Origin of the sequence: Streptomyces tropicalis, assembly GCF_029269835.1 — a bacterium.
Classification (GTDB): Bacteria; Actinomycetota; Actinomycetes; order Streptomycetales; family Streptomycetaceae; genus Streptomyces; species Streptomyces tropicalis.
This window is the reverse complement of the sequence record NZ_JARJBB010000036.1, coordinates 1-14936: the sequence shown is the minus strand read 5'-3', so window position 1 is coordinate 14936 and position 14936 is coordinate 1. Positions and strand designations below refer to the sequence as shown.

General features: G+C 74.6%; 13 protein-coding genes. 10 read left to right on the top strand and 3 right to left on the bottom strand.

The window, feature by feature from the left end; all coding sequences use genetic code 11:
- Window positions 1-399 precede the first annotated feature (399 nt).
- Complete coding sequence (locus P3H78_RS31220) at window positions 400-1113, bottom strand: DUF3109 family protein (RefSeq protein ID WP_276112557.1); 714 nt, start codon at window positions 1111-1113, stop codon at window positions 400-402.
- 296 nt (window positions 1114-1409) lie between these two features.
- Here P3H78_RS31220 and P3H78_RS31215 point away from each other — a divergent pair, with 296 nt between their 5' ends.
- The 4 genes from P3H78_RS31215 (at window position 1410) to ilvD (ending at window position 6075) form a co-directional block, all read left to right on the top strand.
- Complete coding sequence (locus P3H78_RS31215; RefSeq protein WP_276112556.1) at window positions 1410-2342, top strand: Ppx/GppA family phosphatase; 933 nt, start codon at window positions 1410-1412, stop codon at window positions 2340-2342.
- A gap of 223 nt (window positions 2343-2565) precedes the next feature.
- Window positions 2566-3390: a sugar phosphate isomerase/epimerase family protein gene (locus P3H78_RS31210; protein ID WP_276112555.1), complete on the top strand. Its 825-nt coding sequence runs from the start codon at window positions 2566-2568 to the stop codon at window positions 3388-3390.
- Window positions 3387-3992: a TetR/AcrR family transcriptional regulator gene (locus P3H78_RS31205; protein WP_276112554.1), complete on the top strand. Its 606-nt coding sequence runs from the start codon at window positions 3387-3389 to the stop codon at window positions 3990-3992. Before P3H78_RS31210 ends, P3H78_RS31205 begins: the two co-directional genes overlap by 4 nt.
- Before the next feature lie 229 nt (window positions 3993-4221).
- Window positions 4222-6075: a dihydroxy-acid dehydratase gene (gene ilvD, locus P3H78_RS31200; RefSeq protein ID WP_276112553.1), complete on the top strand. Its 1854-nt coding sequence runs from the start codon at window positions 4222-4224 to the stop codon at window positions 6073-6075.
- 129 nt (window positions 6076-6204) lie between these two features.
- Here the strand turns inward: ilvD and P3H78_RS31195 are convergent, their stop codons facing one another.
- Window positions 6205-8361 carry a serine/threonine-protein kinase gene (locus P3H78_RS31195; protein ID WP_276112552.1) on the bottom strand — a complete coding sequence of 719 codons (2157 nt, stop codon included), beginning with the start codon at window positions 8359-8361 and terminating at the stop codon, window positions 6205-6207.
- Window positions 8362-8599: 238 nt separating this feature from the next.
- On the opposite strand from P3H78_RS31195, the gene P3H78_RS31190 reads away from it, so the two are divergent.
- The 6 genes from P3H78_RS31190 (at window position 8600) to proC (ending at window position 13267) form a co-directional block, all read left to right on the top strand.
- Entirely contained in the window at window positions 8600-8947 is a 348-nt protein-coding gene (locus P3H78_RS31190) for an SH3 domain-containing protein (RefSeq protein WP_276112551.1), read from the top strand.
- A 43-nt stretch (window positions 8948-8990) separates the two neighbouring features.
- The gene (locus tag P3H78_RS31185; RefSeq protein WP_276112550.1) at window positions 8991-9515 is read left to right on the top strand and encodes an EamA/RhaT family transporter; all 525 of its coding nucleotides are present in this window, start codon (window positions 8991-8993) and stop codon (window positions 9513-9515) included.
- 285 nt (window positions 9516-9800) lie between these two features.
- Entirely contained in the window at window positions 9801-10595 is a 795-nt protein-coding gene (locus P3H78_RS31180; RefSeq protein ID WP_276112549.1) for a class I SAM-dependent methyltransferase, read from the top strand.
- A gap of 113 nt (window positions 10596-10708) precedes the next feature.
- Window positions 10709-11509 (top strand): ABC transporter ATP-binding protein, encoded by an 801-nt coding sequence (locus P3H78_RS31175; RefSeq protein ID WP_276112548.1) that lies wholly within the window; start codon window positions 10709-10711, stop codon window positions 11507-11509.
- Entirely contained in the window at window positions 11506-12279 is a 774-nt protein-coding gene (locus P3H78_RS31170; RefSeq protein ID WP_276112547.1) for an ABC transporter permease, read from the top strand. Before P3H78_RS31175 ends, P3H78_RS31170 begins: the two co-directional genes overlap by 4 nt.
- 175 nt (window positions 12280-12454) lie before the next feature.
- Entirely contained in the window at window positions 12455-13267 is an 813-nt protein-coding gene (gene proC, locus P3H78_RS31165) for a pyrroline-5-carboxylate reductase (RefSeq protein WP_276112546.1), read from the top strand.
- Window positions 13268-13315: 48 nt separating this feature from the next.
- On the opposite strand, the gene trpS is transcribed toward proC, so the two are convergent.
- Window positions 13316-14311, bottom strand: coding sequence for a tryptophan--tRNA ligase (trpS, locus tag P3H78_RS31160; protein ID WP_276112545.1), 996 nt, complete (start codon window positions 14309-14311; stop codon window positions 13316-13318).
- Window positions 14312-14936 lie beyond the last annotated feature (625 nt).

Here is a 14936-nt window from a genome sequence, read left to right as displayed (position 1 = left end):
GCGGGCGCACGACGACGGCTGCGGCACCTCGCCGCGTCGTCGAGTCGCCCGCATACGCGCTGTACGAGGGCGCCCCTCCGCCCTGCGATGCGTCGCATCCGAGGCCGCGCGCCGATCCACCGGGGATCACGGGACAGCCCTGCCGGGCCCTGCCGGGGGCGCCGACCGGGTCCGGCGGAGAGGGGCCGGGGCCTGCCGGCGCGAAAGCCCCGCGCCGGCAGGGCCCGGGGCGTCGCCGGTGCGGGGCAGACCGCAGTGGCGCGACGGGAGTCCGGGCCCGTCGTCAGGAGCCCGGCGCAGGCGCGGGGCCGGGGGCCTGCCGTCCCGAGGGGGCCGTGGTCGCGGGGCCGGGGGCCTGCCGTCGGGCGCCGGGGACCGGGCCCCGGGCCGGCCCGGGCCTCAGGACGCCGGGTCCGCCGGGTGCGGGGCCAGCAGGGGGAGCTGCCCCGCCAGGCGCTCCTCGCACAGCTCGGCCAGACGGTCGTAGCCGGCCTTGCCCATCAGCTCGGTCAGCTCGGCCCGGTAGGAGACGTACACCGGCTCGCCCGCGCCGTGCGCCGACGTCGCCGAGGTGCACCACCAGTGCAGGTCGTGGCCGCCCGGACCCCAGCCCCGGCGGTCGTACTCCCCGATCGACACCTGGAGCACCCGGGTGTCGTCGGGGCGGTCGATCCACTCGAAGGTCCGCCGGACGGGCAGCTGCCAGCAGACGTCCGGCTTGGTCTCCAGCGGCTCGCGGCCCTCCCGCAGCGCCAGGATGTGCAGCGAGCAGCCCATGCCGCCGGCGAAGCCGGGGCGGTTCTGGAAGATGCAGGAACCCTGGTACGGCCGGGTCTGGCGGGAGCCCTCGTCGTCCTCCGACACCCAGCCGTGGCGGGTGCCCTCGGCGTGGTTCTGCCAGATGTCCGGGGTGAGCCGTGCCACGTGCTCCGCGACCCGCTGCTCGTCGTCCTCGTCGGAGAAGTGCGCGCCCAGCGAGCAGCACCCGTCGTCCGCGCGGCCCGCCTGGATGCCCTGGCAGCCGCTGCCGAAGATGCAGGTCCACCGGGAGGTCAGCCATGTCAGATCGCAGCGGAACACCTGCTCGTCGTCCGCGGGATCCGGAAACTCCACCCACGCACGCGCGAAGTCGAGCCCCTTCTCGTCGGGCTCCGGACGCTGCTTCCTCGCCCTCCTCGGTGGCGTCGCAGGCGAAGAACCCCCGGCCGGTCCGGCCGCCGTGGCCGGCTCGTCCGCCTTTGCCGCCCTTTCCGGACCTGCCGCATCCGCGGCTTTCGCTGCCTTCTCGTTCTTTGCCTTTTTCGTCTTTGGCACCCGTCCAGGGTATGCCGCGGGACGGGCGCGGCGGGACCGTCCCGCGCGGGGCTCCGGGGGTCGACGGCGGCCCGGGTGGCAGTAGCGTTCCGTACATGAGACTCGGTGTCCTCGACGTGGGTTCGAACACGGTGCACCTGCTGGTGGTCGACGCCCACCCCGGCGCGTGCCCGCTGCCCGCGCACTCGCACAAGGCGGATCTGCGGCTCGCGCAACTCCTCGACGGGGACGGCGCGATCGGCCCCGACGGCGTCGACCGGCTGGTCGCCGTCGTCCGGGACGCGCTGCAGGCCGCCGAGGACAAGGGCGTCGAGGACCTGCTGCCGTTCGCGACCTCCGCCGTGCGGGAGGCCAGCAACGCCGACGACGTCCTCGCGCGCGTGCAGGCCGAGACCGGCGTCGAGCTCCAGGTGCTCACCGGGGCCGAGGAGGCCCGCCTCACCTTCCTCGCCGCCCGCCGCTGGTTCGGCTGGTCGTCCGGGAAGCTGCTGGTCCTGGACATCGGCGGCGGCTCCCTCGAGGTCGCCTACGGGATGGACGAGGAGCCCGACGCGGCGGTGTCGCTGCCGCTCGGCGCGGGCCGGCTCACCGCGACCTGGCTGCCCGGCGACCCGCCGGGACCCGACGCGGTCCGGGCGCTGCGCCGCCACGTGCGGGCGGAGATCGCCCGCACGGTCGGCGAGTTCAGCCGCTTCGGCGCCCCCGACCACGTGGTCGCCACGTCCAAGACGTTCAAGCAGCTCGCCCGGATAGCGGGTGCCGCGCGCTCCGCCGACGGGCTCTACGTCCAGCGCGAGCTCAAGCGGGAGTCCCTGGAGGGCTGGGTGCCGCGGCTCGCCGGGATGACGGTCGAGGAGCGGTCGGAGCTGCCCGGCGTCTCCGACGGCCGGGCGGGGCAGCTCCTGGCGGGGGCCCTGGTCGCCGAGGCCGCGATGGACCTGTTCGGCGTCGAGACCCTGGAGATCTGCCCGTGGGCGCTGCGCGAGGGCGTGATCCTCAGGAGGCTGGACCACATGCCGACGTCGTGACCGGGACCCGGGACCCGGGCCCCGCGCGGGCCGCGCCCCGGCCCGAAGGGCCCCCGGAGTGCGCCGCACCGGCGTGAGACCCGCCACACGGCCGCGTCCCGGCGGGGGCCGCTGTGCAGCCGCGTATGCCCTCATGACGGCCCCGCCCGGCGGTTGCGTACGGTGGCCGGGCGGCCGGCCACCGGCACAACGGTGGTCCGCCGGGCCCCATAAGCTGTCCCTCGTGGCAGAACCAGTGGTGCGCATCCCGGATGCGAAGGTCGCCCTGTCGACGGCCTCCGTCTACCCGGAGTCGACGGCGACGGCCTTCGAGACCGCCGCGCGCCTCGGGTACGACGGTGTCGAGGTCATGGTGTGGACCGACCCGGTCAGCCAGGACATCGACGCGCTGCGCCGGCTCAGCGACTACCACCGGATCCCCATACTCGCCGTCCACGCGCCCTGCCTGCTGATCACCCAGCGGGTGTGGTCCACCGACCCCTGGGTCAAGCTGCAGCGCGCCCGGTCGGCCGCGGAACGGCTCGGCGCGAGCACCGTCGTCGTGCATCCGCCGTTCCGCTGGCAGCGCCAGTACGCCCGGGACTTCGTGGACGGAGTCTGGAAGATGGCCGACGAGACGGACGTCCGCTTCGCCGTCGAGAACATGTACCCCTGGCGCTACCGCGACCGCGAGATGCTCGCGTACGCCCCCGACTGGGACGTCACGAAGGACGACTACCGCCACTTCACGATCGATCTCAGCCATGTCGCGACGGCCCGCACCGACGCGCTCGACATGCTGGACCGGATGGGCGGCCGGCTCGGCCACGTCCACCTCGCCGACGGCGCCGGGTCCAACAAGGACGAGCACCTGGTGCCCGGCCGCGGCACCCAGCCCTGCGCCGAGGTGCTGGAACGCCTCGCCCGGTACGGCTTCGACGGCCATGTCGTCATCGAGGTCAACACCCGCCGGGCCATGTCCAGCGCGGAGCGCGAGGCGGACCTGGCCGAGGCCCTCGCCTTCACCCGGCTGCACCTGGCGTCGTCCGCGAAGGTGTCCCGCGGATGACCGACGCCGCCGCCCGCCGGCGGGGCCGGCCCCGCCGCACCGAGGCCGCCGACACCCGCGACCTCATCCTGACCGCGGCCCGCGAGGAGTTCTCCGAGCGCGGCTACGAGAAGACCTCCGTGCGCGGCATCGCCAAGGCGGCCGGAGTCGACCCGGCGCTGGTCCACCACTACTTCGGGACCAAGGAGCAGGTCTTCGAGGCGGCCGTCGAGGTCGCCTTCGCCCCCGCCCTGGACGCGCCCGACGCGCTGGCCGAGGGGCCCCTCGACGGCGTCGGCGAGCGGCTGGCCCGCTTCGTCTTCGGCGTCTGGGAGAACCCCACCACGCGCACGCCCCTGCTGGCGATCGTGCGCTCCGCCGTGAACAACGAGACCGCGGCCGCCGTCTTCCGCCGCCTGATCGCCGCCCAGCTGCTGCGCCGCATCGCCTCCCAGGTCGACCTGCCGGACGCCGAGCTGCGGGCCGAGCTGGCCGCGGCGCAGCTGGTGGGCTGCGCGATGCTGCGGTACGTGATCAAGGTGGAGCCGCTGGCGTCCGCGGACGTCGAACACATCATCGCCCGGGTGGCCCCCGTGGTGCAGGGCCACCTCACCCGCCCCTGAGGTCCGTGCCCGAGGACCGTGCCCCGCCGTGCTGCCCGGCCGTGCGCGGCCCCGGGGACCCGACCGGCGGGACGGGCCGGCGCACCCGGGCGGAACCGGCCGGCCCACTGAGATACGCGTCCCGTATTCCGGACGGCGCGTCCCGACCCCTGGATGACCGGCGTACGCTCGACTGCGTCAGAACCCTGCCGGGTTCCCCCGGCGGAACTCTCCGAAGGAGCGAGCGACGATGCCCGAGCTGAGGTCCCGCACAGTCACCCACGGCCGCAACATGGCGGGCGCCCGCGCCCTCATGCGGGCCTCCGGTGTACCGGGTGCGGACATCGGGCGGAAGCCGATCGTCGCCGTCGCCAACTCCTTCACCGAGTTCGTCCCGGGCCACACCCACCTCCAGCCGGTGGGCCGGATCGTCAGCGACGCGGTCCGCGCGGCGGGCGGCATCCCGCGCGAGTTCAACACCATCGCGGTGGACGACGGCATCGCCATGGGCCACGGCGGCATGCTCTACAGCCTGCCCTCCCGGGACCTGATCGCGGACAGCGTCGAGTACATGGTCGAGGCCCACTGCGCCGACGCCCTGATCTGCATCTCCAACTGCGACAAGATCACCCCGGGCATGCTGATGGCGGCCCTGCGGCTGAACATCCCGACGGTCTTCGTCTCCGGCGGCCCGATGGAGTCCGGCCGGGCCACCCTCGTCGACGGCACGGTCCGCACCCTCGACCTGGTCGACGCGATCTCCGACGCGGTGAACGACACGATCTCCGACGAGGACATCCTCCGCATCGAGGAGAACGCCTGCCCGACCTGCGGCTCCTGTTCCGGCATGTTCACCGCCAACTCGATGAACTGCCTGACGGAGGCCATCGGCCTGGCCCTCCCGGGCAACGGCTCGGTCCTCGCCACCCACACCGCCCGCAAGGCGCTCTACGAGGACGCGGCCCGCACGGTCCTGGACCTGACCCGCCGCTACTACGAGCAGGACGACGAGACGGTCCTGCCCCGCTCCGTCGCGACCTTCGCCGCCTTCGAGAACGCGATGGCCCTCGACATCGCCATGGGCGGCTCGACCAACACGATCCTGCACCTGCTGGCCGCCGCCGAGGAGGCGGGCGTCGCCTTCGGACTGCCGGAGATCGACCAGGTCTCGCGCCGGGTGCCCTGCCTGGCCAAGGTCGCCCCCAACGTCGCCAAGGACCGCACCTACTACATGGAGGACGTGCACCGGGCCGGCGGCATCCCCGCGCTCCTCGGCGAGCTGCACCGCGGTGGCCTGCTCAACGAGGACGTGCACGCCGTGCACAGCCCGTCCCTCGCCGACTGGCTGAAGACCTGGGACGTCCGCGGCGGCTCCCCCTCGCCCGAGGCGGTCGAGCTGTGGCACGCGGCCCCGGGCTGCGTGCGCTCGGCCGAGGCGTTCTCCCAGTCCGAGCGGTGGGAGTCGCTGGACGACGACGGCGAGGGCGGCTGCATCCGCTCCGTCGAGCACGCCTACTCCAAGGACGGCGGCCTGGCGGTCCTCCGGGGCAACCTGGCCGTGGACGGCTGCGTGGTGAAGACCGCCGGCGTCGACGAGTCGATCTGGACCTTCGAGGGCCCGGCGGTCGTCTGCGAGTCGCAGGAGGAGGCCGTCCAGAAGATCCTGACCCAGCAGGTCGAGGAGGGCGACGTCGTCGTCATCCGCTACGAGGGTCCCAAGGGCGGCCCCGGCATGCAGGAGATGCTCTACCCGACCTCGTACCTGAAGGGGCGCGGCCTGGGGAAGGCCTGCGCCCTCGTCACGGACGGCCGCTTCTCCGGCGGCACCTCGGGCCTGTCCATCGGCCACGCCTCGCCCGAGGCGGCCTCCGGCGGCACGATCGCACTGGTCCGCGACGGCGACCGGATCCGCATCGACATCCCCCGCCGCACCATCGACCTGCTCGTCGACGACGAGGAACTCGCCCGCCGCGACCGGGCGCTGAACGGCGTGTACGCGCCCGGCGACCGCGACCGCAAGGTGTCCGCGGCGCTGCGGGCCTACGCGGCGATGGCCACGAGCGCCGACCGGGGCGCCGTACGCGACGTCTCCAAGCTGGGCTGACCCCTCTCGGGAGGATCCCCGCCGCCCGCCGACGGGCCCGGCGCCACCGGCGACCGGGCCCGTCGGCACGCGCGGCCGGGCCCGGCGTCACCGGCGACCGGGGCCGGCGGCGCGGGCCGCCCCCCGGGGTCACCAGTGGGACGGGGCGCGGCCGTCCTCGGCGAAGACCGTGCCGTCGGGGGCCGCCGCGTAGACGTGGTCCCCGACCGGCAGCGGCGCCGGCAGCGAGGCGGCCACCCGGTCCGGGTGCGGGCCGAACCGCGGCACCGTCTGCCCCAGCAGCCGCCCGGTCCGGGCGTCCACCGCCAGCAGCCGGCCGTCGCCCGCGGTGACGTACACATGGCGGTCGTCCGCGGCCGGCGCCGACCCGCGGCTCACGGCGGTCTCCAGCCGCCAGCGCTCCCGGCCCGTCGCCAGGTCGACCGCCTCCAGCGAGCCGCCCTCCGCCAGCAGGTGGACGACCCCGCCGTGCACGGTCGCCTGCGCGGTGTCGCGCGGCAGGGGCAGCGCGATGCGGCGGGCGGTCCGCGACGCCGGGGTGTAGCGGACGACGGCGTCGACCTGGCCGATGAAGTCGGCGCGGGCGGAGAGCAGCACCAGGGAGCCGCCCTCGCTGCCGACCGGCGTCAGCGTCCCGCGCAGCCGCGCCTCCCAGCGCACCCCGCCCGTCCGCGGATCCACCGCGAGGACCCGGGTGGCCGAGCCGTCGTCCGAGGTGCTCGCCGTGTACGCCAGCGGATCCCCGGCGAAGGAGAAGAAGTGCGGCAGGGCCACGCCCGGCACCCTCCTGCTCCACCGGATGCCGCCCGAGGCGCCGTCCACCGCACGGACCACCCCGTCGACGCCGGTGAGCAGCAGCCTGCCGCCGGCCTCCAGCACCCCGCTGTACGCGGGCACGGACCTGTGCCAGCGGGGCCGGCCCGTGGCGGGGTCCAGCGCCTCCAGCTCCCGGCCGTGGTCGGTCATCGGCTGCACCAGGCCCCCCGCCACCGCGGGCGGCGCGGTGCGCAACTGCCGCTCGCCCAGCGGGTGCCGCCACAGCTTCCTGCCGGAGGCAGGGTCGAGGGCGTAGAGCAGCCCCGGCCGCGCGCAGACCAGGGCCCCGGCGCCGTACGAGCACTGGGGCGTGCCGCCCTCGTCGGACCAGGACTTCGCGGCCCACCCGGAGAAGGCGGCCGAGGCGGTGCGCGGCGCGGATGCGTGCGGTGCGGGCCGGTCCTGGTCGCCGAGCAGCCGTACCGAGCCGAACACCGCACCGGCGACCAGGGCGAGCCCGCCCGCCGCCAGGGCCAGCACCGGCGCGGTCGGCCGGAACCGCCCGCGGCCGGGCGGCCGTTCCCCGGTGGACCCTGCCGTGGACTCCGCCGCGGAGTCCACGGCGTCCGCCGGTCCGGCCTGCTCCGGACGGGGCGCGTCCTGCGAACGCTGTCCCGGTATGAACGCCTGGGTGTCGTAGGACGCCGCGACCCGCCGCAGCTCGCGCATCAGCTCGTCCGGCGTCGGACGGTCCCCGGGCTCCTTGGCCAGGCAGCGCAGCACGAGCGGCGCCAGGTTGTCCGGCACGCCGGTCAGATCGGGCTCGTCGTGCACGACCTGGTAGGCGACGATGTAGGGGCTGTCGGAGTCGAACGGCCCGCGTCCGGTGGCCGCGTGCACCAGCACGGACCCCAGCGCGAAGATGTCGGCGGCCGGCCCGACCTCCCGGGGCCGCCGGAACTGCTCCGGCGCCATGAAGGGCGGTGTTCCGATCAACTTGCCCGTCTCGGTGCGCAGTTCGCTGTCCATGGGGCGGGAGATGCCGAAGTCGATGACCTTCGGGCCGTCCTCGGCGAGCAGTACGTTGCTCGGCTTGAGGTCGCGGTGGACGACCCCGACCCGGTGGATGTCGCGCAGCGCCTCCGCCAGTCCGGCCATCAGGCGGCGCAGCTGCGGCGGGGCCATCGGCCCGTTCCGTTTCACCTGCTCGGCCAGGGTGGGGCCCGGGATGAACAGGGTGGCCATCCAGGGCCGTTCGGCCTCCGGGTCGGCGTCGACGACGGGCGCGGTGAAGGCGCCGCTGACCCGCCGGGCCGCGGCCACCTCCTGCCGGAAGCGCCCCCGGAACTCGGGATCGGCCGCGTGCGAGGTGTGCACGACCTTGACCGCCAGCGTCAGTCCCGAGGTGCTGCGGGCCAGGTGCACGACCCCCATGCCCCCGGAACCGAGGCGGGATTGGAGTCGGTACTGGCCGGCGTACTCGGGACGATCCGCTGCGGCGCCCGCTCCGCCGTTGCGCTGTGGCGTCATGGACCACCCCCGTGCTCTCGTCCGCGCGGCGCGACGTCCGAGCCTAGTCGATGAGCCGCACGGGACGGAGGCGGCTGCCGGCGCCTGCGCGTCGTCCGCCCGGGGCCCGGCGCGGGCCGCGCGGGGGAACCGGGCGGGGCCCCGGGGCCGTCCTCGGGTGCAGCCGAGGTCCGCGACCGTCACGGGCGCGGCCACGGGCCCCATGACCGCCATGGGGAGCGACGGGGGAGGAACGACCATGTCTGTCGAGCGTGTCGAGGAAGCCGGGCGCACGGCCGCCGCCGGGACGGCGGCCGTCACCGGGGCACCGGCCGGGAGCGTCGCCGCGGTGGCACTCGTGCGGTACTACCCGGTCGCACCGGGCGTCCGGGTGAACGTCCGCAGCGGACCGGGCACCGGCTACGGCGTCGTGCGGGTGCTCCCCGAGGGCGCCTCCGTGCCGATCCACTGCCAGACCACGGGCACCACGGTCACGGGCCCGTACGGCACCAGCGCCCTCTGGGACTGCGTCGGCTCCGGCGAGTACGTCGCCGACGCCTACGTGCACACCGGCAGCGACGGCTACGTCGCCTCCCGCTGCGGCTGAGCCCGGCCGGAGCCCGCGGCCGCCCCGGCGCCATAATCGACGCGTGAGCGACGAGAACGGCACCCCGGACACGACGGACACCGCCCCGGCGGGCTCCCCGGCCGCCGACGGCCCCCGCCCCGAGCCCCTCCGCTTCTTCGGCACGACCTGGGTGCGGCACGACGGCGGCTACGGGGCCCGCCGGGCCGGCGTCGCCGCGGGCTCCCTCGCGGCCGCGGCCGCCTCCTGCTTCGTGCTGCGCTTCGCCTACGAGGGCCTCCGGATCGCCGACTCGGGCGCCTTCGTGTCGCTGCTGGTCGTCGTGATGTTCGCGGTGTGCAGCGCGCTCGCCTTCCGGCACACCTGGGACGGCTTCTCCCGGCGCCCCGACCCCGAACGCCAGGCGTCCCTGAGGGGACTGCTCGCCATCGGCTTCATCGGTTCCCTCCTCGCCCACTTCTTGCGCTCCCTCACCGAGGCCCCGGGCGAGAAGCTGCACCGCGCGGAGTACGAGGAGGCCCGCGAGCGGTACGAGCGCCGCTCCTCCCGGCGTACGGGCAACCCGTCGAGGAAGAAGCGCCACCGCTGACGCGGCCGGCCCGGACCGCCGGCCTCGCGGGATCACCCGGACCGACGGGGAGCAGCCCCCGCCCGACCGGAGCGCCCGCACCGACAGGGCGCGGCGCCCGCCCCACCGGAGCGTCGGCGTGAGCGGCCCGCACCGCCCGCCGGACCGGAACGCCGGCCCGTCCCCGGCGCCGTCGTCCGCGCCGGACCGAACCGCTCGCCCCCGGCCGACCCGTCGCTGCCCGCGGAGGCCGAGACCCCGCAAATCCGCTGTCCCCGCCCGTCGTGCCGCGCGCACCATGGCGGCATGACCACGACTTCAGCCTCGCCGCCGTCCGTGCCCTCCCACGCCCTGCGCGCCCGCTCCTTCGACGCCGCCGCGGCCCAGTACGCCGCGAACCGCCCCTCCTATCCGGCCGCCCTCCTCGACACCGTGGAGGCACTGGCCGGCCGGCCGCTGTCCGGTGCCCGGGCCGTCGACGTGGGCGCCGGCACCGGGATCGCGACCCGGCTGCTGGCCGACCGCGGCGCCGACGTCCTCGCGGTCGAACCCGGCGCGGGCATGGCCGCCGAGCTCCGCCGCGCGCTGCCGCACGTCCCGGTCGTCCGCGGCGACGGCAACGCCCTCCCCGTCGCCGACGCCCGCGCCGACCTCCTCAGCTACGCCCAGGCCTGGCACTGGACCGACCCGGCGCGTTCGGTGCCGGAGGCGCTGCGCGTGCTGCGGCCGGGCGGCGCACTGGCGCTGTGGTGGAACACCGACGCGCTCGACGTCGGGTGGGTCGCCGACGCCGCCGACCGCGCCGGCCGGTTCTTCGGCGTGGACGCCGCCGCCGAGAAGCGCAGGGCGGCGGACCGCACGGACCTGGCCGACCCCAGCGGCCGTCTCCGCTTCACCCGGCGCGTGCTCCGCTGGAGCCGCCGCGTCCCCCTCGACACCCACCTGGCCAACATCGGCAGCCACTCGGCCTTCCTGGTCATCCCCGAGGAGCGCCGGACCGCGTACCTGGAGGAGGAGCGCGGCCATCTGCTGAGGGTCTTCCCCGACGGCGTCGTGGAGGAGACCTACGACGTGCTGCTCCTCGTGGCACTCCGCCCCTGACCCGGAACGGCGGATCCCTCACCCGGGGCCGGTCGCGGGCGCGCCGCCCCGACCGGCCCCCGGCCTCGTCGCCCCCTTGACGGAGCCTCTCCGCGACGCGCATTATTCATCACATGATGAATAAATCTTCGGGTCCGCCGCCGACCGCGGACACCGACGCCGTCCGGGCCGCGGGCCTCACCGCCGTCCGCGGCTCCCGCACGGTCCTGCGGGACCTCGGCTTCGTCGTCCCCCGCGGCCGGATCACCGGCCTCCTCGGCCCCTCCGGCTGCGGCAAGTCGACCCTGATGCGGGCGATCGTCGGCACCCAGGCGAAGGTCTCCGGCACCCTCGACGTCCTCGGCCGCCCTGCCGGACACCCCGACCTGAGGGCCCGCATCGGCTACGTCACCCAGCACCCTTCCGTCTACGACGACCTGACCGTCCGCCAGAACCTCGACTACTTCGCCGCGATCCTCGACCCGGGCCGCGCGGCCGCCGCCCGCCGCCGGGACGCCGTCTCCCGGGTCGTCGCCGACGTCGACCTCGCCGACCACGCAGGCGCCCTCGCCGGGAACCTCTCCGGCGGCCAGCGCAGCCGCGTCTCCCTCGCGGTGGCCCTGCTCGGCACCCCCGAACTCCTGGTCCTGGACGAACCCACCGTCGGCCTCGACCCCGTCCTGCGCCGCGACCTGTGGAACCTCTTCCACGACATCGCCGCCACCCGCGGCACCGCCCTCCTCGTCTCCTCGCACGTCATGGACGAGGCCGAGCGGTGCCACCGCCTCCTCCTCATGCGCGGCGGACGGATCCTCGCCGAGGACACCCCGGACGCCCTGCGGACCCGCACCGGCACCGCCACCGTCGAGGCGGCCTTCCTGCACCTGGTGGACGAAGCGGCCGCAGCCGGCCACGCCAAGGAGACAGCCCGATGAGCACCCTGCCCGCCCCCGCGCCCACCGGCGCCCTGAGCCCCTCCCGCGCCATGGCCACCGCGAGCCGGGTCCTGCGCCAGCTGCGCCACGACCCGCGCACCATCGCGCTGATGCTCCTGGTCCCCTGCCTGATGCTGGTCCTGCTGCGCTACGTCTTCGACGGCAGCCCGCACACCTTCGACGACATCGGCGCCTCGCTCCTCGGCATCTTCCCGCTGATCACCATGTTCCTGGTGACCTCGATCGCCACCCTGCGCGAACGCACCTCGGGAACCCTCGAACGGCTCCTCGCCATGCCCATGGGCAAGGGCGACCTCATCGCCGGGTACGCCCTCGCCTTCGGCGCCGTCGCCGTCGTGCAGTCGGCCCTGGCCACCGGCCTGGCGCTGTGGTTCCTCGGCCTGGACGTGACCGGCTCGCCCTGGCTGCTCCTGCTGGTCGCGCTCCTCGACGCGCTCCTCGGCACCGCCCTCGGCCTGTTCGTCTCCGCGTTCGCCGCGTCCGAGTTCCAGGCGGTCCAGTTCATGCCCGCGGTGATCTTCCCCCAGCTCCTGCTCTGCGGACTCTTCGCACCCCGCTCCTCGATGCAGCCCGTCCTGGACGGCATCTCCGACGTCCTGCCGATGTCGTACGCGGTCGACGGGATGAACGAGGTGCTGCGGCACACCGACATGACGGCCACCTTCGTCCGGGACGTCCTGATCGTCGCGGGCTGCGCGCTGCTCGTCCTGGCCCTCGGCGCGGCGACCCTGAAGCGGCGGACCCCCTGAGACCTGCGCGGGCCCGGGCAGTGCAACCGTCCCGGCGCCCGCGGCACCCAGGCGGTCGCGGCACCCCGGTGCCCGCACGGCCGTGGACCGGACCGGCCCGGTGGGACCCCGACGCCGCGTCCCACCGGCCGGACGAACCGGCCGCGGCCGCCACCGCCGGTGCGAGGATGAGTCCATGAGCCAGAAAGTCGCAGTCCTCGGCACCGGCAAGATCGGCGAAGCCCTGCTCAGCGGAATGCTCCGGGCCGGCTGGGCCCCGGCCGACCTCCTGGTCACCGCCCGCCGGCCCGAGCGCGCCGAAGAACTCCGCGCCCGGCACGGCGTCTCCCCGGTGACCAACGCCGAGGCCGCCAAGAACGCCGACACCCTGATCCTCACCGTCAAGCCGCAGGACATGGGCACGCTCCTCGCCGAGCTCGCCCCGCACATCCCCGCCGACCGCCTGGTCATCAGCGGCGCCGCGGGCATCCCGACCTCGTTCTTCGAGGAGCGCCTCGCCGCGGGCACCCCGGTCGTCCGGGTCATGACGAACACGCCCGCCCTCGTGGACGAGGCCATGTCCGTCATCTCTGCCGGCAGCCACGCCACCGCGGACCACGTCGCCGTCGCCGAGGAGATCTTCGGCGCCGTCGGAAAGACGCTCCGCGTCCCCGAGTCCCAGCAGGACGCCTGCACGGCCCTGTCCGGCTCGGGCCCCGCGTACTTCTTCTACCTCGTCGAGGCCATGACCGACGCCGGCATCCTCCTCGGCCTGCCCCGCGACAAGGCCCACGACCTGATCGTCCAGTCCGCGATCGGCGCCGCCGTGATGCTCCGCGACAGCGGCGAGCACCCCGTCAGGCTCCGCGAGAACGTCACCTCGCCCGCCGGCACCACCATCAACGCCATCCGCGAGCTGGAGAACCACGGAGTCCGCGCCGCGCTCATCGCCGCCCTGGAGGCCGCGCGCGACCGCAGCCGCGAACTCGCCACCGGCAACAACGGCTGACCCGCACGCCGGGCCCCGCCTCGCGCGGGGCCCGGCCCGGATCCCCTTTCAGGCCGGCAGCAGCCCGATCGCCCGGTACGCGGCGTCGACCCACGGCCGTGCCATCCCGCGGGCCCGCTCCGCGCCCGTCCGCAGCACCCCGTCCACGTACGCCGGATCCGCGCACAGCGCCTGGTGCCGCTCCCGCACGGGCCGCAGCGCCTCGATCACCGCCTCCGCGGTGTCCTTCTTCAGGGCGCCGTAGGAGTCGTAGCCGCCGGCCAGGGCCTCCGGGTCCCCGCCCGCGCACGCGGCCAGGATCTCCAGCAGGTTGGCCACGCCCGGCCGCTCGGCCCGGTCGTACACGACCCCCCGCCCGCCGTCGGTCACCGCCCGCATGACCTTTCTGCGCACCGTGTCGGGTTCGTCCAGCAGATAGACGATGCCCGGTCCCGTGTCGTCGGACTTGCCCATCTTCGACGCCGGGTCCTGCAGGTTCATCACCCGCGCCGCCACCTTCGGCCGGGTCGCCCTGGGCACGGTGAAGGTGTGGCCGTAGCGGTGGTTGAACCGCACCGCCAGGTCGCGGGCCAGCTCCACGTGCTGCGTCTGGTCCTCCCCGACGGGCACCTCGTCGGTGCCGTACGCCAGGATGTCCGCCGCCATCAGCGCCGGGTAGGTCAGCAGGGACAGCCGCACGCTCCCGCCCCGCTCGCGCTCCCGGACCGACTTCTCCTTGTACTGGATCATCCGGCGCATCTCGCCGTCGGTGGCCACGCACTCCAGCAGGTACGACAGCCGTGCGTGCTCGTCGACATGGCTCTGCACGAACACCGTGCACCGCTCCGGATCCAGCCCCGAGGCCAGCAGCAGCGTCGCCGCCTGCCGGGAGAGCCGCCGGACCCGGGCCGGGTCGTGGTCCACGGTCAGCGCATGCAGGTCGACGACGCAGAACAACGCGTCCGACCGGTGCTGGTCCTCCTCGGCCCACTGCCGCATGGCGCCCAGATAGTTCCCCAGCGTCAGATGCCCGGTGGGCTTGACCCCGCTGAAGACGCGCGTCATCTGCTACCTCCTGGTCGTGGCCGCCGCGCCCGGCCGGCCGGTCCTCAGGAGGGAGAAACGAGAACGGCCGCCGAGGCGGCGGCCGTTGGATGCATACGTGAATCCGGCCGCCGTCAGGCGGCCCACCACAGCTGGGTGCACGTACGCGTAGTCATGACGCTCAGGCTACTCCTGCCGGGGTCGTTCCGCCGCAAGTTGACACGCCCCGACCCGGCCCCTAGGGTTCTTCGAGTTGTCCGACGTGAGAGCCGACCCCGGTCGGTCCCCGGACAGCCAATCCGCAGGTACTCAACACCACTCGGCGACAGTCGTTTGTCCGGCTGCCGTCGTTTCCTTGGCGTGCGTATTCACGGAATGAGGAATCCGCGTTCGAAAGGACGCAGCCCCCGATTCGCTCGGTGGCAGGGAATCCGCTAAAGTCTCACTCGTCGGAACGGCCCAACAGCCGGGAAGACGGACCCCGCTGACCGGGGGTCAGGTCGAGAAAAGATCTGATAGAGTCGGAACCGCCGGAAAGGGAAACGCGGAAGCGGGAACCTGGAAAGCACCGAGGAAATCGGATCGGAAAGATCTGATAGAGTCGGAAACGCAAGACCGAAGGGAAGCGCCCGGAGGAAAGCCCGAG

Bases quoted from the DNA above. Each gene is read 5' to 3' on its own strand.
- trpS (WP_276112545.1), bottom strand. From the start codon at position 14,311: ATGACGCGCGTCTTCAGCGGGGTCAAGCCCACCGGGCATCTGACGCTG.
- P3H78_RS31215 (WP_276112556.1), top strand. From the start codon at position 1,410: ATGAGACTCGGTGTCCTCGACGTGGGTTCGAACACGGTGCACCTGCTG.
- ilvD (WP_276112553.1), top strand. From the start codon at position 4,222: ATGCCCGAGCTGAGGTCCCGCACAGTCACCCACGGCCGCAACATGGCG.
- P3H78_RS31190 (WP_276112551.1), top strand. From the start codon at position 8,600: ATGTCTGTCGAGCGTGTCGAGGAAGCCGGGCGCACGGCCGCCGCCGGG.
- P3H78_RS31180 (WP_276112549.1), top strand. From the start codon at position 9,801: ATGACCACGACTTCAGCCTCGCCGCCGTCCGTGCCCTCCCACGCCCTG.
- P3H78_RS31175 (WP_276112548.1), top strand. From the start codon at position 10,709: ATGATGAATAAATCTTCGGGTCCGCCGCCGACCGCGGACACCGACGCC.
- P3H78_RS31195 (WP_276112552.1), bottom strand. From the start codon at position 8,361: ATGACGCCACAGCGCAACGGCGGAGCGGGCGCCGCAGCGGATCGTCCC.
- proC (WP_276112546.1), top strand. From the start codon at position 12,455: ATGAGCCAGAAAGTCGCAGTCCTCGGCACCGGCAAGATCGGCGAAGCC.
- P3H78_RS31170 (WP_276112547.1), top strand. From the start codon at position 11,506: ATGAGCACCCTGCCCGCCCCCGCGCCCACCGGCGCCCTGAGCCCCTCC.
- P3H78_RS31205 (WP_276112554.1), top strand. From the start codon at position 3,387: ATGACCGACGCCGCCGCCCGCCGGCGGGGCCGGCCCCGCCGCACCGAG.